21 protein-coding genes are annotated in these 20,799 nt (G+C 32.7%); 4 read left to right on the top strand and 17 right to left on the bottom strand.

Features of this window, described 5'->3' with window-relative positions; translation table 11 throughout:
• Nucleotides 1-139: 139 nt before the first annotated feature.
• The 14 genes from HMPREF3023_RS04080 to hrcA all read right to left on the bottom strand — a co-directional run bounded on the left by HMPREF3023_RS04080 (nucleotide 140) and on the right by hrcA (nucleotide 12,120).
• Nucleotides 140-1,051, bottom strand: coding sequence for an HAD family hydrolase (locus tag HMPREF3023_RS04080; protein ID WP_070701003.1), 912 nt, complete (start codon nucleotides 1,049-1,051; stop codon nucleotides 140-142).
• A gap of 104 nt (nucleotides 1,052-1,155) precedes the next feature.
• Nucleotides 1,156-1,599, bottom strand: coding sequence for a GatB/YqeY domain-containing protein (locus tag HMPREF3023_RS04075; protein ID WP_070701002.1), 444 nt, complete (start codon nucleotides 1,597-1,599; stop codon nucleotides 1,156-1,158).
• Between the two features lie 13 nt (nucleotides 1,600-1,612).
• A complete protein-coding gene (rpsU, locus tag HMPREF3023_RS04070) occupies nucleotides 1,613-1,792 on the bottom strand; it encodes a 30S ribosomal protein S21 (RefSeq protein WP_005957648.1) in 180 nt (59 codons plus the stop codon).
• A 136-nt stretch (nucleotides 1,793-1,928) separates the two neighbouring features.
• Nucleotides 1,929-2,687: a TVP38/TMEM64 family protein gene (locus HMPREF3023_RS04065; protein WP_070701000.1), complete on the bottom strand. Its 759-nt coding sequence runs from the start codon at nucleotides 2,685-2,687 to the stop codon at nucleotides 1,929-1,931.
• A 15-nt stretch (nucleotides 2,688-2,702) separates the two neighbouring features.
• Nucleotides 2,703-3,542, bottom strand: coding sequence for a patatin-like phospholipase family protein (locus tag HMPREF3023_RS04060; RefSeq protein WP_070700998.1), 840 nt, complete (start codon nucleotides 3,540-3,542; stop codon nucleotides 2,703-2,705).
• A gap of 193 nt (nucleotides 3,543-3,735) precedes the next feature.
• On the bottom strand, nucleotides 3,736-4,074 hold the full coding sequence (locus tag HMPREF3023_RS04055; protein ID WP_070700996.1) for a histidine triad nucleotide-binding protein: 339 nt from the start codon (nucleotides 4,072-4,074) through the stop codon (nucleotides 3,736-3,738).
• A 2-nt stretch (nucleotides 4,075-4,076) separates the two neighbouring features.
• Nucleotides 4,077-4,460 (bottom strand): DUF1284 domain-containing protein, encoded by a 384-nt coding sequence (locus HMPREF3023_RS04050; protein ID WP_070700994.1) that lies wholly within the window; start codon nucleotides 4,458-4,460, stop codon nucleotides 4,077-4,079.
• Entirely contained in the window at nucleotides 4,461-5,759 is a 1,299-nt protein-coding gene (gene mtaB, locus HMPREF3023_RS04045) for a tRNA (N(6)-L-threonylcarbamoyladenosine(37)-C(2))-methylthiotransferase MtaB (RefSeq protein ID WP_070700993.1), read from the bottom strand.
• Nucleotides 5,759-6,448: an RsmE family RNA methyltransferase gene (locus HMPREF3023_RS04040; RefSeq protein WP_070700991.1), complete on the bottom strand. Its 690-nt coding sequence runs from the start codon at nucleotides 6,446-6,448 to the stop codon at nucleotides 5,759-5,761. The genes mtaB and HMPREF3023_RS04040 overlap by 1 nt, the downstream gene beginning before the upstream one ends.
• The gene (prmA, locus tag HMPREF3023_RS04035) at nucleotides 6,441-7,346 is read right to left on the bottom strand and encodes a 50S ribosomal protein L11 methyltransferase (protein WP_070700989.1); all 906 of its coding nucleotides are present in this window, start codon (nucleotides 7,344-7,346) and stop codon (nucleotides 6,441-6,443) included. The genes HMPREF3023_RS04040 and prmA overlap by 8 nt, the downstream gene beginning before the upstream one ends.
• Nucleotides 7,347-7,419: 73 nt before the next feature.
• Complete coding sequence (gene dnaJ / locus HMPREF3023_RS04030) at nucleotides 7,420-8,550, bottom strand: molecular chaperone DnaJ (RefSeq protein ID WP_070700987.1); 1,131 nt, start codon at nucleotides 8,548-8,550, stop codon at nucleotides 7,420-7,422.
• A gap of 169 nt (nucleotides 8,551-8,719) precedes the next feature.
• A complete protein-coding gene (gene dnaK / locus HMPREF3023_RS04025) occupies nucleotides 8,720-10,540 on the bottom strand; it encodes a molecular chaperone DnaK (RefSeq protein WP_070700985.1) in 1,821 nt (606 codons plus the stop codon).
• Nucleotides 10,541-10,561: 21 nt separating this feature from the next.
• Nucleotides 10,562-11,089: a nucleotide exchange factor GrpE gene (gene grpE, locus HMPREF3023_RS04020; RefSeq protein WP_070700983.1), complete on the bottom strand. Its 528-nt coding sequence runs from the start codon at nucleotides 11,087-11,089 to the stop codon at nucleotides 10,562-10,564.
• A gap of 8 nt (nucleotides 11,090-11,097) precedes the next feature.
• On the bottom strand, nucleotides 11,098-12,120 hold the full coding sequence (gene hrcA, locus HMPREF3023_RS04015; protein ID WP_070700981.1) for a heat-inducible transcriptional repressor HrcA: 1,023 nt from the start codon (nucleotides 12,118-12,120) through the stop codon (nucleotides 11,098-11,100).
• Between the two features lie 249 nt (nucleotides 12,121-12,369).
• On the opposite strand from hrcA, the gene lepB reads away from it, so the two are divergent.
• From lepB to hemW, 3 genes are read left to right on the top strand one after another with little or no spacing between them, the layout of a single operon-like run.
• Entirely contained in the window at nucleotides 12,370-12,888 is a 519-nt protein-coding gene (lepB, locus tag HMPREF3023_RS04010) for a signal peptidase I (RefSeq protein WP_246829181.1), read from the top strand.
• A 35-nt stretch (nucleotides 12,889-12,923) separates the two neighbouring features.
• Complete coding sequence (gene lepA, locus HMPREF3023_RS04005) at nucleotides 12,924-14,735, top strand: translation elongation factor 4 (protein WP_070700977.1); 1,812 nt, start codon at nucleotides 12,924-12,926, stop codon at nucleotides 14,733-14,735.
• Complete coding sequence (gene hemW, locus HMPREF3023_RS04000; protein ID WP_070700975.1) at nucleotides 14,722-15,861, top strand: radical SAM family heme chaperone HemW; 1,140 nt, start codon at nucleotides 14,722-14,724, stop codon at nucleotides 15,859-15,861. Before lepA ends, hemW begins: the two co-directional genes overlap by 14 nt.
• 117 nt (nucleotides 15,862-15,978) lie before the next feature.
• Here hemW and rpsT read toward each other — a convergent pair whose 3' ends face one another.
• The 3 genes from rpsT to HMPREF3023_RS03985 form a co-directional block, all read right to left on the bottom strand.
• Complete coding sequence (gene rpsT, locus HMPREF3023_RS03995) at nucleotides 15,979-16,248, bottom strand: 30S ribosomal protein S20 (protein WP_070700973.1); 270 nt, start codon at nucleotides 16,246-16,248, stop codon at nucleotides 15,979-15,981.
• An 85-nt stretch (nucleotides 16,249-16,333) separates the two neighbouring features.
• Complete coding sequence (gene holA / locus HMPREF3023_RS03990; RefSeq protein ID WP_070700970.1) at nucleotides 16,334-17,344, bottom strand: DNA polymerase III subunit delta; 1,011 nt, start codon at nucleotides 17,342-17,344, stop codon at nucleotides 16,334-16,336.
• Nucleotides 17,316-19,589, bottom strand: coding sequence for a DNA internalization-related competence protein ComEC/Rec2 (locus tag HMPREF3023_RS03985; protein ID WP_070700968.1), 2,274 nt, complete (start codon nucleotides 19,587-19,589; stop codon nucleotides 17,316-17,318). Before HMPREF3023_RS03985 ends, holA begins: the two co-directional genes overlap by 29 nt.
• A gap of 75 nt (nucleotides 19,590-19,664) precedes the next feature.
• On the opposite strand from HMPREF3023_RS03985, the gene HMPREF3023_RS03980 reads away from it, so the two are divergent.
• A partial coding sequence (locus HMPREF3023_RS03980) for an alanyl-tRNS synthetase (protein WP_070700966.1) occupies nucleotides 19,665-20,799 on the top strand: 1,135 nt, incomplete at its 3' end.

Below are 20,799 nucleotides of genomic sequence, written 5' to 3'. Positions count from 1 at the left end.
TATTTTTTTATAATTTTACCCAAAATTTCTAACTTTTAAAATCTACTAGTTCGTTTATAAATTCATTTTATATTTTCTTTATTAATAAAAAACATTTTGTTTGTAAAAAATATATAGATTTTATTTTTATTTTTTATTATTAATCTCTTGGGCTTTTCTTCTCATCTTCATATGCTTCTCTAATACAAGTATAATGTGTAGCTTCTAATTTTTCATTAAAAACTGTTCTTTCTATTATGTTTTTTATTATCAAATCTAACTTTCCATCTTCCCTGTAGTCCGCTGGAGCAAAATATTTTATTCTCTTATCCTTAATCATTTTATAAACTTTATCCTTTGAATGTTTATGCTTAGGATCAAAAACTCCAATAGAATATCCTCCATAAGTATTAACAAGCTTCATACATGGAATATCAGTATCACTGTCTCCAATATATACAATATTTCTAAAGGGGACTCTTATTTCATCAGGAGGAAAAAAGTCATTAATGCCAGGATCATTAATATCTAAAGTGCCCTTTTGAATCCTAAATAAAAACTGAGTTTTATTGGTATAATTCACAACTTGTGCTGGCCACTCTGCCACACCCTCTTCATTGTAATAAAAGGAACTGGCATATATTTTTTCAAATTCACCCTTCTTGGCAATATCTGTTCCCTCAATCATTTCCTTAATTCCTGAAGAAATTATATAGTGCTCTACAATAACGCCTCTCTCAGCGCCGTATTCTCGTATGCGTTTAAACCAATCCTCAACTCCTGGAAATAAATTAACCTCAGAACCATATTCTTCTAAAGTCTTCCTATCTAACTTATGATGGTCTATGGATTCTTTTACCATCATATACATGTAGGCTAGGTTTTCATCCATATCATTATCTTCTGCCATACCATTAGACTTATTCCAAAATTCACTAACTTTATATCCCAAAGATTGAATGTATCCTTGAGCCTGCATCTCATTAGGTGTTAGTGTTTTATCAAAGTCATAGCATATAGCTACAACAGGTTTTTTTCCCTTATTTCTTCTTGAATAATTATCATTAAACATAAATACTCCTCTTGAAATTTTTAATTTTCTTTAAAATATTATTTAATTTCAATATGTTAAATATAAAAATCTGTAAAAAAAAACTCAGGGAAATTCCCCGAGTTTTAATTTAATAATTCTCTGGCAATAGCATTGACTTGCTTGCCATCTGCCTTGCCCTTAATTAATGGCATGACATTTTTCATTAATTTTCCAATATCCTTCATTGATGTTATTTCATTTTCGTCAATTACTTTTTGTATAATTCCTTTTAATTCTTCATCTGATAATTGCTCAGGTAAGTAATCAAGTAATATTTCAATTTCTTGGTTAGTATGTTCAACCAAGTCTTCTCTATTACCTTTTTTAAATTCTTCAATTGACGATTTCTTTTCTTTTAGCTGTTTTCCAATAATGTTTTCAACATCACTGTCAGTAAGCTCAACTCGTTCATCTACTTCTTTTTGTTTAATAGCTGCACGAACCATGGTGATAACATCTTTTCGAAGTTTATCTTTATTTTTCATAGCATCCTTTAGATCTGCCATGAGTCTCTCTTTTAGAGACATAAGAACACCCTCTTTAGTATCTGTGTTTTTTTCTGCGTGCCTCTTCGGATTTTTTCTTCCTTCTAACACTTGGTTTTTCGTAATGTTCTCTTTTTCTTACTTCTTTGAGAACTCCACTTGTGGCACATTGTCTTTTGAATCTTTTTAGAGCATTGTCTAAAGATTCGTTTTCACCAACCCTGATTTCGGACATTTTTTAACCTCCTCTCGTAGAAAAGAGTATGGCCTTTCGGCCAATTTAGGTTTATTATACTCTATAAATCCCAAAACTTCAATAATATTTTTCTTATTTAAAATTTAATTTTTAAAATATTTCTTGAATATTTTATTTATCTAAGGTCGTGATTTTTTCTTTCATTCTTCTTATTAACAAGATAAGTTATTCCTATGACAGAAGCTGAAATTAAAATCTTTATTAGCATTAGCACCATAAACTGCCAAGAAAGTGGATTTAAGATAACATCTCCAAGAAGGGTGTTTGTTATAACTCCAATGGACGCACCTAATAATGATGAAGTTATGTATTTTATATAATTGGTCTTACAGGCTCCAAAATAAAAACTTAAAATATCACAGGGAAACCAACCTATTAGCCTGATTATAAAACTTGCAAGAAATTCATTTCTCTTTTGCATCTCAACAAGTTTATCAATCTTTGGATATTTTTTCTTTAGATAATCCATTTCTTCTGTACCGGACCATCTTCCCAATACAAAAGGAATTGTGAGTGTAATGGCTAAACCAAGATAACTCACCAAAATAGCTTTTGCTGGTTCAAATAAAATTCCGCTTGCTAGGTAAAGAGATGGAAGAGGAATTATAATTGTAAGGCTCTTAAGAGCAAATAGACTTAAAAGAGAAATAATAGACTTCCTTGGGTTACCACTTGCGTTTTCAATTACAGAATCAATACTCATATTTCCACTTCGAGTTAGAATTAAGAGTATTACTATTAAAGTGAAAGAAACTAAGGCAACAATTTGGATTTTTCTAAATCTATTTTTTATATTTTTATCGCTCTCACTTAAGTTATTGTTTTTTTCTCCCCTATCTTCTATTTGTTTTAACTTTTCTTTTATATTTTTCATATAATCATCTCATTTTTATAATTTTGAACTAAGAACTTCTCTTGCATCCCTTCTTCCCATTTCATACAAGTCTTCTAACTGTCCATGGTCTTGGCTTAGAGTTTTTAAGTTTCCAATGTCACTTGGTGCAATAATTATAATTTTATTTTCCTTTTCAAGTTTGATTGCTTCCCTTAGACTTTGATTGTAAACTTCATATCTCTTCGCAAAAGTTTTTGAAACTCTTGGATAATTTCTCCTAAGTAATCTTACAAACTTTTTGTCCTTCCTCTTTTCTCTAAAATAATCTTTGGGTCTTGTTAGAACAAGAATAACCTTGTCACAGCCTGCTTCAAAGGCTTTCTTAAAGGGAATTGGGTCAGACAGACCGCCATCAAAGTAAGGGACTCCATTGACCTCATAGGGATTACAAAGGACTGGAACGCAACATGATGCTTTAATTGGATCATACTCATCAATAATAAGGTCTTTCTTATTAAAATATTTTGGCCTGCCTGTCCTTGCATCTGTTGCAACTATTTCAAATTCCATGGGATTTTCCATCATAGTTTTATAGTCAAGTGGATTTTCTCCATTTGATGCACTTAAGTCCGAATAGATATAATCTAAATCAATATATGAACCCGTTTTTAAATAATTTTTAAGACTCATATATTCTTTTCTAAAGGCATAATTATTATAAAAGACAAAATTTCTTCTTGGTTGCTTGGCAAGAAAAGACGCACCATTAGCAGCTCCAGCAGAAACTCCAATAAAGTAGTCTCCGCTTATGCCCTCTTCCATTAAATAATCAAAAACTCCTGCTCCATAAATTCCACGTGTTCCTCCACCAACATCAACAAATCCTAATTTCATAAATCATCTTCCTTCTTTAGAGTCTGTTTTCCCATAATGTATTCTTAAATTTATTATATTAAATATTTTCAATTATTGATATAACCAAAAGTTTAAAAGTGTTACAATTTTTAATTAAAAATTTTTTTATTATAAGTTATTATACAAATAAAAAAATGCCAGGACATAATCCCGGCATTAGTAAAATTTTTTATCAACCTGGTGGCCAATTTAAACTTCTTCCTCCAAGTACATGGAAGTGAAGGTGGTCTACAGTTTGACCTCCGTCTTCTTTGCAATTATTTACAATTCTGTATCCCTTTATAAGCCCTTCTTCTGCACAAAGCTTTTTCGCAACTAAGAAGATGTGACCTATTAGTTCTTTATGGTCTTCATCAAGATCATCAGCTGATCCAATGTGCTCTTTAGGAACAATCAAAAAATGAGTAGGAGCTTGTGGGTCTATATCTCTAAAAGCATACACAAGTTCATCTTCATAAAGTTTTGTTGAGGGAATCTCTCCCTTAATTATTTTACAAAATAAACAGTCCATACTTACCTCCTTTTGGCTTCAACTTCTTTGCAGAGTTCATTCCACTGACATTCTCCACAAATTTCTTCTCGCCTATTCTTTGCAAATATTATATCACAGGCAAGCTTTCTTATGTCGGCCCATGAATAAATTTCACCTTCTGATAAGTTTAAAACTTCTAAAACTTTTTTATCATAAGATTTTACCAAGTCATCATTCTCGCACCTAGTCCCGAGATTTTCTGGGCAAGGACCACAAATATCGTCAAGGTCTGCAAGTAATTTAACTTTCGGATTCTCTTTTAGCTGTCCAATGACTTTTGCCATATTTTTTGAAAAGTCATCACTGTAACCCTCACCAACAAAGTTTTCTGTGCACAAGAGGTGGTGTGCTCTAATCTTTAACATTTAATCACCAATAACTTCACAATTTGCAATTTCACCTGTGTCCAAAATTTTTACTTTCTTAATTTTATTTGTAAGGTCTTCATTGGATTTAGCCTTTACCCTAATGTAGTTTGTTGTGTAGCCATAATATACTCCATCATGTTCTTCTTCAAATAAAACTGATTGAGGGTTTTTCATATTTTCTCTTTCAAATATTTCTTGGTATTCTTCCCCAAGTGCAATTAATTTTTCAGACCTTTCTTTTTTAATATTGCCATCAATTTGATTTTTCATTTCAGCAGCTTTTGTATTCTTTCTCTTGGAATATTTAAAGACATGAATCCTTGAAAATCCAACTTCTCTTACAATATTCATTGAATCTTCAAAATCTTCATCACTTTCTCCAGGGAAGCCAACTATTATATCAGTTGTTAGTCCTGCATGAGGCATATATTTTCTAATTATTTTTGCCTTTTCAATATATTCTTCACGAGTGTACCTTCTATTCATTGCCTTTAAGATATTGTTAGATCCACTTTGAAGGGAAAGATGGAAGTGATCGCATAATTTTCCTGTCTTTACTGCCCTTTCCATAAATTCATCTGTAATAATAAGCGGTTCAACTGAAGAAAGTCTAATTCTTTCGATTCCATCAACTTCAGCAATAGCTTCGATTAGGTCAATTAATCTCATATCGCCAAGGTCCTTGCCAAAAGACCCAATGTGAATTCCTGTTAAGACAATTTCTTTAAAGCCCCTATCTGCAAGTGTTCTTGCCTCTCTTACTGAGTCTTCAATTGTTCTAGACCTAATGGGTCCTCTTGCAAAAGGAATTATGCAGTAGGTACAAAATCTGTTGCAGCCATCTTGGACCTTCATATAGGCACGAGTCCTGTTGTTGCTGTCAAAATTTGTCGTATTTGCAAATTCACGTACATTCTTTAAGTTCTTAACAATATTTATTTTTTCATTACTTTCTTTAGATTCTTCAATTAAGTCAACAATCCTATCTCTTTCAGTTGTTCCAACAACAACATCAACTCCCTCAATACTTTTTACTTCATCAGGAGAAACTTGTGAATAGCAACCTACTACTGCCACAACTGAATCTGGGTTGTTTTTCTTTGATTTCCTAATAAACTGTCTTGATTTTCTATCTGATAAATTTGTAACTGTGCAAGTATTAACAATATAAACGTCACTAAAGTCATCATTTTCAACTTGTCTATATCCCCTACTTTCAAAGAGTTCACTCATGGCTTCTGATTCGTACTGGTTAACCTTACAGCCAAGAGTTAAAATTGAAAAAGTTTTTTCCATTACTCACACTCCTTTGCGTGTATTATATAAAAAGAAGCTGTTATTGCTGCAGTCTCTGCGCGAAGTATCCTTCTGCCAAGCCCAACTTTTTTAGCTTCACTTAAAATTTTAAGTTCTCTTTCTGATATGCCACCCTCTGGACCAATGACAAGTCCAATATTGTTACTAAGAGATCTTGTTATTTCTCCTAATTGGGTCCTATTTTCATCTTCATAACATAAAACTAAATCTCCAGAAAACTTTAAAATGTCTTCTGTCTTTATTATGTCGTGAACAAGAGGTATGACATCTCTTTTTGATTGCTTTGCAGCAGATTCTACGATTTTTTGAAATCTTTCCATTTTCTTTTCTTTTTTCTTAGAAATATCTGAGATAGACCTGTCCATTATAACCGGATAAAAATCGCTAACTCCAATTTCTGTTGCATGCCTTAAGACATCTTCAGACTTGTTGTTTTTGAGGATACCAAAAAATAAGGAAAGTCTCACCTTAGATTCATTGGATTCTTGAACTTCCCCAAGATTTTTTATTTTTCCACCTTCATAAACGAAAGAAAAAATCCCATCTTCAAAAACAACTTGAAAGACTTCCCCATCATTTATTCTAATTACATTTCTAAGGTGGTGGAGGGTTTCTTCTTTAAGATTTGTATTACCTTCAAACCTTCTATCTTCAAAAAATCTATACATTTAATCTTCCTACAATGGCAACCCAATTATTTTTTTCTAGTTCATCAATGATTTCAAAACCATTTTCTTCTAGGGCATGAATTACCATTTGCCTTCTCTCTTTTATAATTCCAGAAGTTATAAAAATTCCACCCTTTTCCATGTGGTTCTTGAGATTTTTGATCTCATCTACAATTATTTCTGCAATAATATTGGAAACTATTAGGTCTGCTCTTCCCTTAACAACATCAAGAAGATTTCCCTTCTTAATTTCCACCTTGTCTTCAAGATTATTTAGACCTGCATTTTCATGAGAAGCATCAATGCACTTATCATCTATATCAACTGCAAGAGCTTTCTTTGCCCCAAGTTTTAGACCTGCTATAGCAAGTATGCCTGAACCACAACCTATGTCAAAAATATCATCGTCTTTATTTACATATCTCTCTAAGAGTTCAAGGCACATATAAGTTGACTCGTGAGTTCCTGTACCAAAGGCCATACCTGGATTAATTTTTATAACGACTCTATTATCATTGTCATAATCTTCCCACTCAGGAACTATGGCAAGCTTTTCGCCAATTTCTAGTGGTTTATAATATTTTTTCCAATTATTCGCCCAGTCTTCATCGTCCTTTTCTTCAACAAGACATTGACCAAGTTTCTTTTCACTTAACTCAGCCTTTAAATTATTTGCATCTTCCATATTTTCTGGATAAACCCTAAGAGCAAAGATATCTTCATTTGAATTTAAAAGAGGATAGTCAATAAAGTCCCAATCCTTCTCATCTTGGTCAAGCTCATCCACTATGTCGCTAGAAATTTCTTCTGTTGTATAAATTCCATAATCAAATAGAATTCCTTCAATGATATCTTTTTTATCCTTTGAAGTATTTATTGTCATTTCAATGTATTTCATCTAATCACCTTGTTTCATTATATTATAGATAATTTTTTTATACAATTTAAAAAATGCGAATCAGTGATCCGCATTAATCAAATAAATTTTTCAACTTATCTAAAAATGATTTTTTATTTTCTGCAACTTCTGGTTCAGTCTCTCTTAACTCTTCAAGGAGTTTTCTTTGTTCATTGCTAACCTTCTTAGGAATTATAATGTCAACTTTGAAGAAGAGGTCTCCCCTTTGTTTGTCCCTGTTGACATAAGAAACTCCTTCTCCCTTTAGTCTAAAGACAGTTCCACCTGTAGTTCCCTTTGGAATATCATAATCAACAATTTTTTCAAGTGTTGGAACTTTTATCTTTGCACCAAGGACTGCGTCTGAATAAGAAATTGGAATATTTAGGTAAATATCATTGCCCTCTCTCTTGAAGACTGCGTCTGACCTAACTCTAATGTAGACAAAAATGTCTCCATTTTCTCCACCATTTTCTCCAACAGATCCTTGGTTCCTAAGTGAAATAATGTTTCCAGTGTCAACTCCCTTAGGAATGTTTACTTTTAACTTCTTAGTTCGTGCCTTAGATCCTCTTCCGCCACATTCCTTACAAGGCTTTTCTATAACTTCGCCTGTTCCATTACAATCTTCACATGCAGAAGTCCTTACAAACCTACCAAAAGGTGTGTTTTGTTCTGAGGTAACCTGACCTGAGCCGTTACAAGTCTCACAAGTGTGTTTTTCACTTCCCGGTTCCATCTTGCTGCCGTGACAGTGGGAACACTCTTCCCTAACCTTTACAGAAATTTCTTTTTCTACACCAAAAATTGCTTCAAAGAAATCTAAAGTTATGTCTACTCTTGCATCAGGTCCCTTCTTTGGCATGTCTTTTCTGTTTGCATATTCATATCTATTTGATCTTGAGCCGCCAAAAATATCAAAGATGTCATCAAAGATATCAGAGAAACCTCCGAAGCCACCGCCTCCAGATCCACCCATGTTGCCCTTAAGTCCTTCTTCGCCATAGACATCGTAGATTTGTCTTTTTTCATCATCGGCTAAGACTTCATAGGCATAGGAGATTTCTTTAAATTTTGCCTCAGCAACTTCATCTCCTGGATTTAAGTCGGGGTGATACTTTTTAGCAAGCTTCTTATAAGATCTCTTCAATTCTTCTTTAGTTACATTTTTTTCAACTTCAAGAATTTCATAAAAATTTCTCATCTTCCACCTCAATAGTTCTATATTCTAATATAAAAACTACAAAAAAGAAAGTTTAATTCTACTTTTATGTTTTTATACTAGATTTAAAAAGAAAATTTATAAAAATTCAGAATATAATTTTCTACATAAAAAAAGTTGCAGCCGAAACTGCAACATTTTTATTTAATTATTATTCTTCGTCTTCGTCTACAACTTCATAGTCAGCGTCAACTACATCGTCATCAGCTTGTTGTTGTCCACCATCAGCTTGACCTTCTTGTTGTTTATAAATTTCTTCTGAAATTGCGTAGAAGGCTTGAGTTAATTCTTCAGTCTTAGATTTAATAGCTTCAAGATCTTCGCCATCTTTTACATCCTTAAGTCCCTTGATTGCTTCTTCAATCTTAGTCTTGTCTGCATCAGAAATCTTTCCTTCAACATCCTTAAGTGTGTTTTCAGATTGGTAAATCATTGAATCAGCGTTGTTTCTTGCTTCGATTAAATCTTTCTTCTTAGCATCTTCTTGAGCATACATTTCTGCTTCCTTAACTTTCTTTTCGATTTCTTCTTCATTTAAGTTAGTTGAAGATGTAATAGTGATGTGTTGTTCTTTACCAGTACCCTTGTCCTTAGCACTTACATTTACAATACCATTTGCATCAATATCAAATGTTACTTCAATTTGTGGCACTCCTCTTCTTGCTGGTGCAATACCATCAAGTGTAAATCTACCAAGAGTTACGTTGTCTTTTGCCATTTGTCTTTCACCTTGAAGTACATGAATTTCTACAGAAGTTTGATTATCTGCTGCAGTTGTAAATACTTGTGACTTCTTAGTTGGGATTGTTGTATTTCTTTCAATAAGTCTTGTTGTAATGTTACCCATTGTTTCAATTCCTAGAGAAAGTGGTGTTACGTCAAGAAGAAGTAAGTCCTTAACATCTCCAGAAAGAACTCCACCTTGGATAGCTGCACCAAGAGCTACACATTCGTCTGGATTAATATCCTTTTGAGGTTGCTTTCCAGTTAACTTTTTAATACATTCTTGAACTGCTGGAATTCTTGTAGAACCACCAACTAAAAGAACCTTGTCTATTTCATTTGCATTAAGTCCTGCATCTTTTAAAGCATCCTTAACAGGTCCTTCAGTCTTCTTAACAAGATCTGCTGTAAGTTCATCGAACTTAGCACGAGATACGTCCATATTTAAGTGAAGTGGACCAGATTGTGAAGCTGTGATAAATGGAAGGTTGATATTTGTTGACATTGTAGAAGATAGTTCCTTCTTAGCCTTTTCAGCTGCTTCCTTAAGTCTTTGAAGACTCATGTTGTCAGACTTAAGATCAATTCCATTTTCCTTTTTGAATTCTTCAGCAATATAGTCGATTAATCTATTGTCGAAGTCATCTCCACCAAGTTTGTTGTTACCACGAGTTGCGTGTACTTCGAATACACCGTCAGAAAGTTCAAGGATAGATACGTCAAATGTACCACCACCAAGGTCATAAACCATAACAGTTTGTGCTTCAGTGTCCTTGTCTTCTCCATAAGCAAGTGCAGCTGCAGTTGGTTCGTTTACAATTCTCTTTACATCAAGTCCTGCAATTCTTCCTGCGTCTTTAGTTGCTTGTCTTTGAGCATCTGTGAAGTAAGCTGGAACTGTAATAACAGCTTCTGTAATCTTTTCTCCAAGATAAGATTCTGCGTCAGCCTTTAATTTTTGTAGAATCATAGCTGAAATATCTTGTGGAGAGTAAGTTTTGTCGTCAATTTTTACGTTAAAATCAGAACCCATGTGTCTCTTAATAGAAGAGATTGTTCTATCAGGGTTTGTGATTGCTTGTCTCTTAGCAGTTTCACCTACTAATCTTTCGCCATCTTTTGTAAAAGCTACTACTGATGGAGTAGTTCTGTTACCTTCAATGTTAGGAATAATTACAGATTCTCCACCTTCCATTACTGCTACTGCAGAGTTAGTTGTACCTAAGTCAATACCAATTATTTTTCCCATATATATTTCCTCCTAAAATTCTTATTGTGAAACTTTGACCATTGCAGGTCTTAGTGTTTTCTCGTTAATTAAATAACCTTTTTGCAATACTTCTATAACATAACCACTGTCGTATTCATCAGAATCTTCAGTGAGTACTGCGTGATGATACATTGGATCAAACTCTTGTCCCAATGCTTCCATCTCAACTATACCGTCTTTTGCAAGAACGTCAGTAAGTTGATTTTTTATCATTAATATTCCTTCATAAGTTGAGTCCTTGTCCTTTATGGAATCCAAGGCTCTTTCAAAATTATCTATGACAGGAAGTAAGTCATTTGCAATTTTTTTAACTCCAAGTTCAACATATTCAGACTTTTGTGCCTCAGTCCTTCTCTTATAGTTAGAGAAGTCTGCTTGAAGTCTCATAAATTTATCTGTTAAGTCTTGATATTTTTCATCATCAGAAGCTTCTACTTCAGCTTCTTCATTTATATCAAGTTCTTCTTCTTTCATATCTATATCTTCTTCATTTTGTAAATCATCTTTTTTTATATCTTCATTCGTCATGTACTCCCTCACATTTCTTTCAATCCACTTTTCACAGCGTCGCTAAATACTTTAACAACTTTAACCAATCTCATGTAGTCAATCCTAACTGGTCCAATAAGTCCAATACTTCCATAGATTCCATTTTCTCTAGAGAAAGGAGCTCTAATAATAGTATTTTCCTTCATGAGACTTGCACTATTTTCTGCTCCAATAATAACCTCAACATCGCTGGTAAAATTATCATTTTTTAGAATTTGAAATAGGCTGTCCCTATCTTCTACTAGACTCATGAAATCTCTTGCCTTGTCTATGTCCTTATATTCATCAAAGTTTAAAATATTTGTAAGACCATCATAATAGATGTCAATAGAAGAGACTTTTTTGTTAAATTGACTAGCAATTTTTACAATATCAGAAATAAATTTTCCATGCCTTATATAGTCATCTGAAAGTGAAATCTTAAGAGATTCAATTTCGCTGAAATCAATTCCCGATATCTTTTCATTTAAGACCTTCTCTATTAGATAAAAATCTTCGTCAGAAATATTTTCTATTTCTAAAAAGTATTTCTCAATAACTCCCTTGTCTCCTATTAAAACTAAAAGAGCTGTGTATTCATCTAACTTAACTAGAGTAAGTCTTTTTATTTTTGTATCGGCCTTCTGTGGTGTTATGAGATAAGCCGTACAAGAACTTATATTGGCTAGGAGATTGACTACATTCTTGTAAAATTCTTCGTGATTTCTCGAAGAGAATAAGAGTCTCTCCATGATTTTTTGTGAGGCATCTAGGTCGTGAAAGCTATTAAAGTTTTTAAAAAGTTCATCGACATAGAAGCGGTAAGCCTTGTCAGAAGGAATTCTTCCTGCTGATTGATGGGGCTTATTTAAAAAACCAAGATCTTCAAGATCTGCCATTTCATTTCTTATAGTTGCAGAGCTAACTCCAAGATTGTAATCTTTGGAGAGAGTTCTCGATCCAACGGGAGTAGGCATATCGATATATGCCTCAATTATGGCATTTAAAATATTAATTTTTCTAGTATCCATAACCCCTCCTTTTGTTAGCACTCATTAACCCCGAGTGCTAATCTATGTATATAATACTTCACACCTAGGACTTTGTCAAGGATTTTTAAAAATTATTTTGACTAATTTTGACTTTCTTTTAAATAATTTATTTCCTATTATTTTGATAATTTATAATCTAGCTTCTTACAAATCAATCTATATATACGTTATAACGTATAAATAGTTATCCATTCTTTCCTCTATTTATGATAAAATTAGAAATTGGAGATGATTACATTGAAGAAGAATGAAACCCTATCTTTTGTTGTTACAATTGTAGCTGCAGTTTTAATTGCACTTTTTGTGAGAACTTTTATTTTTAATATAGCTGTAGTTAATGGAGAGTCTATGCACCCTACTTTAAATGAAAGGGATAAATTAATTTGCCTTTCCTACAAGAGATACACCGACCTACCTCGCGGAGAAATTGTGGTCATAGATGCACCTAACGACAATAGAAACTATATTAAGAGATTAATAGGAAAGCCTGGGGACACAATAGCATTTAAAGATGGTCAGGTTATATTAAACGGAAAAGTTTTAGAAGAATCTTACACTTCTACTGATTACACTGAGTCCGATGTAGAAAGTTTTACACTAAAAGATGATGAGTACTTCGTAATGGGAGACAACAGACTTCCTGGTATGAGCATTGACTCAAGATACTTTGGACCAATTGAAAAGAAAAGAATAAAGTCAGCCGCAGTTTATAGGATTTTACCTCTTAATAATAGAGGAAAAATTTAAAATATAAAATCCCCAAGAAATCGGAGGTAAAAAATTTGAGAAATCAAAAAAATATAAGAAATTTTTCAATAATCGCACACATTGACCATGGAAAATCAACTCTTGCCGACAGACTAATTGAATCAACAGGCATGCTTACAAAGAGAGAAATGGAACAGCAAGTTCTTGACTCCATGGATCTTGAGCGTGAAAGAGGAATTACAATTAAATTAAAGGCAGTTAGACTAATCTATAAGGACGACAGAGATGGACAAGAATACATCCTAAACCTTATTGATACTCCAGGACACGTAGACTTTAACTATGAAGTTTCACGTTCCCTTGCAGCTTGTGAAGGTGCCATAGTCGTTGTTGATGCTGCACAAGGTGTTGAAGCACAAACTCTTGCCAATGTTTATCTTGCCATTGACCAAGACCTTGAACTTGTGCCAGTGATAAATAAAATTGACCTACCAAGTGCTAGGCCAGATGAAATAAAAGAAGAAATTGAAGATATTATAGGAATAGACACTGAAGGTATTCCACTAATCTCTGCAAAAGAAGGTATTGGTATTGACGATGTCCTCCATGCTATTATAGATAAGGTTCCTGCACCAAGTGGAGACCACAACGCACCACTTAAGGCCCTAATCTTTGACTCCTTCTACGATTCTTACAAGGGAGTAATCTGCCACGTAAGAGTTATTGATGGATCAGTTAAGCCTGGTGATGAAATAACTATGATGGCAACAGGCAAGTCTTTTGAAGTTGTTGAAGTTGGTGTTACTTCCAATGGACATATCCCTCTTGATACTTTAAGTGCTGGAGAAGTTGGTTACATAACTGCTTCCATTAAAAATGTTAAGGATGCGAGAGTTGGGGACACAATTACCCTTAAGAACAATAGGACTCCAGAACCAATGCCAGGTTACAAAAAAGTTGTACCTATGGTTTTCTGTGGTGTCTATCCTGGCGAAGGCGAAGAATACAACAACGTTCGTGAAGCCCTTGAAAAGCTTCAAGTAAATGATGCAGCCCTAGACTTTGAAGCAGAAACTTCTGTAGCCCTTGGCTTTGGTTTTAGATGTGGCTTCTTGGGTCTTCTTCACATGGAAATTATCCAAGAAAGACTTGAGAGAGAGTTTGACTTAAATATTGTCACTACTGCCCCATCTGTTATCTACAATGTAATGAAAAAAGATGGCGAAATGATTTCTATTCAAAACCCATCAAACCTTCCTGACCCAACTGAAATTGAATACATGGAAGAACCAATTGTTAAGGCAGAGATTATGACTCCAACTGATTATGTTGGACAAGTTATGGAGCTTTGCCAAAACAGGCGTGGTGTCTTTAAGGATATGCAATACCTAGAAGAAACTAGGGCCCTTATCACCTACCACATGCCACTCAACGAAGTAATTTATGACTTCTTTGATGCCCTTAAGTCAAAGACACGTGGTTATGCATCCTATGACTACGAACTTATTGGCTACGAAGTATCTGATCTTGTTAAGCTTGATATTTTAATAAATGAAGAACTTGTTGACGCCTTCTCCCTAATTGTTCACGAATCTTCTGCCTACACTCGTGCAAGAAATGTTTGTGAAAAATTAAAGGATGTAATACCTAGGCACCAATTTGCAGTTCCTATCCAGGCAGCAATTGGAAATAAAATAATTGCAAGAGAGACAATTCGTGCTCTTAGAAAAGACGTACTTGCAAAATGTTATGGTGGAGATATTTCAAGAAAGAGAAAGCTTCTTGAAAAACAAAAGGAAGGAAAGAAGAGAATGCGTACTGTGGGTAGCGTAGAAATTCCACAAGATGCCTTCTTATCTGTATTAAAATACGATGAAGACAAATAAAATTTCAATTTATATTCATATACCCTTTTGTGAGAGTAGATGTCACTATTGTGACTTCTGCTCTTCTCTTTTAGAAGGATCTAATGTAGAGAAATATTTTAAATATTTGCGCAAGGAGATAAAGTTACAAGAAGACTTTTTAAGGGACAAGATAATTGATACTGTCTTTATTGGAGGGGGAACTCCCTCTTCTGTAGACCCTAAATTTATAAAAGAAATTATGGAAGACTTGTCTGCCTTTGAATTTTCAAAAGACATCGAAGTTACAATTGAGTCAAACCCAAATTCTCTTACTCTAGAAAAAGCAAAAACTTATTTTTCTTCAGGAATAAATAGGATTTCTATAGGAGCTCAGTCTTTTAATGAAGAAATTTTAAAAAGAATTGGAAGAATTCACAAAAAAGATGATATTTATAGGGCCATAGAAAATGCAAGATCAGCAGGCTTCGAAAATATAAATTTAGATTTAATGCTTGCCCTACCTGGTCAAAAGTTTTCAGATATTGAAGAGTCTATAAGAGAAGTAGAAAAATTAAAACTTCCGCATATTTCATATTATTCACTTATTCTTGAAGAAGGGACTAAACTTCATAGGGACCATGAGAAGTCTCCTCTTGCCTTCCCTAATGAAGATGAAGACAGGAAGATGTATCACTATGTAGTTAATAAGCTCGAAAAAATAGGCCTAAAGCAGTATGAGATATCTAATTTTGCAAAAGAAGGCTTTGAGTGTCGCCACAACATGTCTTATTGGAAACTAAGAGATTATATTTCCTTTGGACTTTCTGCATCATCAAATATTGGAAACTTGAGATACACAAATTTTTATGACTTCAAAGATTACTATGAAGCTCTCGAAAAAAATAAAAGTCCTATAGTCTTTTCTGAAAAATTAAGTAAAACTGATAGGATGAACGAGTTTGTAATGATGGGCCTAAGGCTTAATTCTGGCGTGGACATAAATGAATTCAATGAAAAATTTAATGAAAACTTTTTAAAAATTTATGAACAAGAAATAGAAAAGAATTTAAAATCAGATTTAATTATTTTAGACGACGATAATCTCAAACTTACAGAAAAGGGACGCGACCTTTCAAATCAAGTGGAGTTAGACTTTTTTAAATAAATTTGCACACAAAAAGAGGTAGACTATTTAATCTACCTCTTCTTTTATTCTCTTTTTTATTCACTTTTATTTGTCAAACTTAAATAAAAAAGAGAAACTTTCCCGGGAAAATTTCTCTTAGCCAGCGATCTTGCTGTTAAGTTCCTTAGCTAGTCGACTTAGCTTTCTGGAAGCTTGTTTTTTGTGAATTATATTTTTGTTAGCAGCCTTCTTTAGTTTTCTGTCTGCAACGATAAGAAGTTCCTTTGCATCGTCAATTCTTTCTTCGTCAAGAGCTGTTCTAAAGTTTTTAACTGCAGTTTTCATTTCTGTTCTAATTGGTTTATTGTGTTCAGAGTTTCTTTTTGCAATATCAATTCTTTTGATAGCTGATTTAATATTTGCCATTATTTCACCTCCAATATTTAACGCTTTTGCTATTTTACCATGAATTTTATGTCATTGCAAGGTTTTTTAATTAAGTCCTACAAAATTAAAAATTATTGCAATATTTAATTATTAAGGTCTCCATAATTAGTTTTTCATCAATTGATGACGTCTTAAAGAGCTCATCAGACTTTATGAGTTCTTCATAAAAATCAATTAAAAATTCTTTTGTAAAGTTCTTTTCAAAGGACTTTATTTTTCCAAACTCATATTTTTTTACTTCCATCTTATTCATTATATCAGCCTGACTAATATTTTTATTGGATAAAATTTTATAGGACAAAAAGTTTTTTACCTGTCTAATTATCATGGTGAAAATTCTAAGAGAAGGCTCTCTCAGTTTATAGAGGTTGTGAAGTTCCTTTAAGGCCTCCTCACTTCTTCTTCCCATCATGGAGTCTAAGAATTTAAAAATATTTGTATCAATATTTTCTGTTATTGAGCTTGATATGTCTTCTCGCAAAATTCTTTTATCTTTGGCATGGGCTGCAATCTTATCCATTTCTGTCTTTAAATCTAATAAACTCACATCTTCATTTTTAGAATTATAGCCACTTTCTGAGATAAAAAGTGCAAGTTCACTAGGGCCAATCTCCTTGCCCTTCCTTATAAAATAGCCTTTTATAAAGTTATTTAAGTCTGCTGGGCTCAATTTTGCAAAATCCATGTCCCTATCTTTTTTCTTAAAAAATTTATAAAACTTTGTAGTCTTTTTTAAACTTCCAGTGTCCCAAAAAATTAGAATTACAAAGTCAGATAGGTCATCTAAAAAATCATAAAAAGAATCTTTTAAGTCATTTTCACCTAGGAAGTCTACCACATCTCGAACAAGGACTAATTTTTTATCATTCATAACAGGATAGGTCTCGCAGGCAGAAATAATATCTTCTGGCTTGACCTCACTTCCTTTAAACTTAGTGTAGTTAAAGGCCTCAGTCCCCTTTACATATTTATTTATTAAATAGCCAACGGCATTCTCTATTAAATATTTTTCTTTTCCATAAAATAAATAGGCCCCTGAATGGTCTTTATCTCTGTAAATTTTCTTGTAGTTCATAATTTTTCCTCGCAAAAATATATAATAAACCTGTCTTTAAAATAATTAAAAGTAAATAAGTTTTATAATCCTCTTCCTTGTTATGAATATCAATTTGAAGCTTATCTCCAAAAATTTTAAAATCAGTTTCACCATCTTTTGAAGTGACATAGTATATGATACCATGTTTTTCCAAATTCTTCAGAACCTCCTTGTGAGGATGTCCATAAGAATTTTCATAACCTGCTGAAATCATGGCAAATACGGGTTTTGTTTTTTCTAAAAATTCTTCACTTGTTGATGTTTTTGATCCATGATGAGCAACTTTTAATAGATTAATCTCTCTATCAACTTGACTTTCAACTTCTGCTGAAATATCTCCAGTAAATAAGCTCTTAAAGCCCTTGTGGTTTAGGAGTAGGACCATGGACTTGTCATTCTCATCTGACCTGTCTTTATTGTCCAATAAAACTTCCATGCTTGTGTCTTTAAAAAGTTTAACCCTGTCTCTCTTAGATAATTGAATAATATTTGAATACTTTTCGGCATTATCTAAAATACTCTCATCTTCTGGAATATGATTTACAAAAACATTCTTAACCCTATAGTTTTTTAAGATTTTATTTAAATTACCAGCATGGTCCTCATCAAAATGAGAAATAAAGATTCCATCAATGGTAGAAATTCCCCTTAACTTAAGACTTGGAAATAAATATTTCTCTGCGATCTTATTCTCAAACCTTGCTCCGCCTGTGTCAATTAAATAAGTCTTTCCCCTATAAGAAATTAGTGTACAGTCCCCTTGATCAACGTAAAGCTGACTTATCTCAAAAGTCATAAGGTCTTTATAAATCCCAATACCCATAACTATAAAAGAAACAGTCATATAAATTTCAATAAGTTTTAAATTTGTACTAATAATTTCATTAATCTTATGTGTATTTAGTATAAGAATAAGAAAAATATAATAGACGAAAATATATTCAAACTTAAAGGCTTTTAATATTAAAAATATTGATCCCTTTGAGATTAATAAAGATTCAAGTCCATAGGTTGCGTTCATTAGTATGTCTAAGAAACTACCTATTAAGCTAGGGAAAATTCCAATACCCATAATAAATCCAAGGGAAATAATAATAGAATAAATTGGAACAATAAATAAGTTTGCAACAAAAACTAAAAGTGAAAATCCAGAAAAATAATAATTAATCAGAGGAAAAACAGAAATTAATACTGACAAGGTCCCGATTATTGATTTATTTACAAGACTTTTACTAGAAACTCTTTCAATAAGTTGAGGATAAACAAATATCAAACCAAAAATTGCTCCATAAGACAATAATAGTGAAATAGAATAAATAGCCACGGGATTTATAAAAAGTATTATAGAAAGACTTAAGAAGAATATATCCCTATTGTCTATGTCCTTTTCGAGATAGGTGTTCCCCTTGTATAAAATATAAAACAAGAAGGCACGAACTGCAGAAATTGGAAAACCAATTGCCATTATGTATAAGAATAAAATTATTACCAGGGCTAAGTCTGTAAACTTTTTATTTTTACTTATCTTTTTTATTATAAATTCCAAAAATAGTGCCAAGACTCCAATGTGAAGTCCAGACACAGCCAAGATGTGACTAATGCCAAGAGAATCAAACCTGTCCCTATCCATTGAATCAACAAGGGACTTATCAGCTAAGATTAAAGAAGCGAGTAAGCCTGCATTCCTTTCATTTAAGTTCTTGTTGAAAAAATATTTTGCCCTATCAACAAATATATTTGAGATTTTATAAGTTCCCCTTGGTTCGGAAATTTTTTCATATCCACTAATTTTCCCAAGTAGATAAATCCCCTGAGCCTTATTATTTTTTTCGTAGTCAAAGGTCCCCTTGTTCATGTCAGGAAGGGGTGGATAAAACTTGCCACGAATTTTATAGGTTCCTCCCCTATCTAATTTTTCATAGACTAATACTTTAGTTTTAAAATTTTTCCCCTTAATAAAATCTGTTTTAATGACAGACTTATTTTCATTTGAGAGGACCACTTTACCCACTACGTCTCCATCAAAAGAATTGAGTTTATAATCTCTTGCGTTAAAATTTATAAATACTAAGAGGGCCACAAGAGGCAGGTATAAAAAATTATATCTATTTTTTAAAGACAAAATATAGCCAGTGCATATTAATAAAATTATTCCTACAAGAATATAGGATTTTATGTAAATGGAAAGTATAATCCCAGCCATAACTCCAGCGAATAAATACATAGGCACCCCTCTTCATTATATATCTTTTTTATCTTATGGACCATGAAATATGATAATATATTAGAGGAGGTAATTATGAATTCAATTTACAAAAACCCTTACAAAACAAAATACAAATTAGAAATAATTAATAAAATAAATCGTGACGGGATTACTTATGGAAAGCTTGAAAACCCTCCTTTCTTTGTGGGAAGTGAGAGAGTTGTAGCTGACCAAATAATAATAAATGGAGAAGAAGCAGAATTTCTATCAGGCAACAAGTCCTATTTTAAGATTGATGAAGATACTAAAAATGTTGAAGTTGAAATTGGCTGGAAGAACAGGCTCCTTCTTATGCAAGAAAATCTTGGTAACGCCTTAGTTAGACATTTTCTTGTTACAAACACTAACATAGAAATTATTAACTACAAGGTTGAAAACTCTTCATCCTACATCGACGTATCCGCAAAAGACTTTAAGTTCATGACAGCAAAAAATATTGAGTCTCTTGCAAACTATGCAGTCTTTTCTAATCTTGCCATCGAAAATTTTGATGACCACATATCCATTGAAAGACTTGCGGACATTCCCTATGAAGGACCAGCTTTAACTAGGACTGGGGAAATTGGAATGATTTTAATTTCTTCTGTTGAAAAGTTAAATTCAGTGATTAGACTTACAATTACATCAGGAGAAAATGCCTATAAGCTGGCTCGTAATTCTTTAAACATCCTAGATAATATGAAGATGTATCTCAATAGCGACAGCATTAACTCAGTCTTCTCTGATGTTAAAAAATTAAGATCTAATATTTCTTCATCAAGAAGCCTTAATAAGGATTTCGAAAGAGACAAAGAAAAAGAAAAGAACGAAAAATCTTCAAATCTTTCTGAAGATTTCAAGATAAAATCAAATGATCAAAAAGATTCTTCACCTATGGAAGTTAAAGATTCTAAAGATAAGAATCAAGAGATAGGATTTGAAAATAAAAATAAAGTCACAAATAATGAAGAAGCTACAGAAGATAAAGAATCAAAAAGTGAGAGCACAAAAGAAAAATATGATTCTAAACTTTTCCATGAAAAGTATAGGCTTGAAGCCTTTAAGGACTTAAACAAGTTTAATAAGTCTAACAAAGAACAATCTTCAAGTGAAAATGATAAAGAAGAGAACAAATCAAAGTCTCAAAATAAAAATGTAGAAAAGTATGATGCAAAATTTTTCCACGATA

It is taken from the genome of Peptoniphilus sp. HMSC075B08 (genome assembly GCF_001815405.1).
Lineage (GTDB): Bacteria > Bacillota > Clostridia > Tissierellales > Peptoniphilaceae > Peptoniphilus_A > Peptoniphilus_A harei.
The sequence above is the reverse complement of the archived record's forward strand: the minus strand, read 5'-3'. Positions and strand labels throughout refer to the sequence as shown.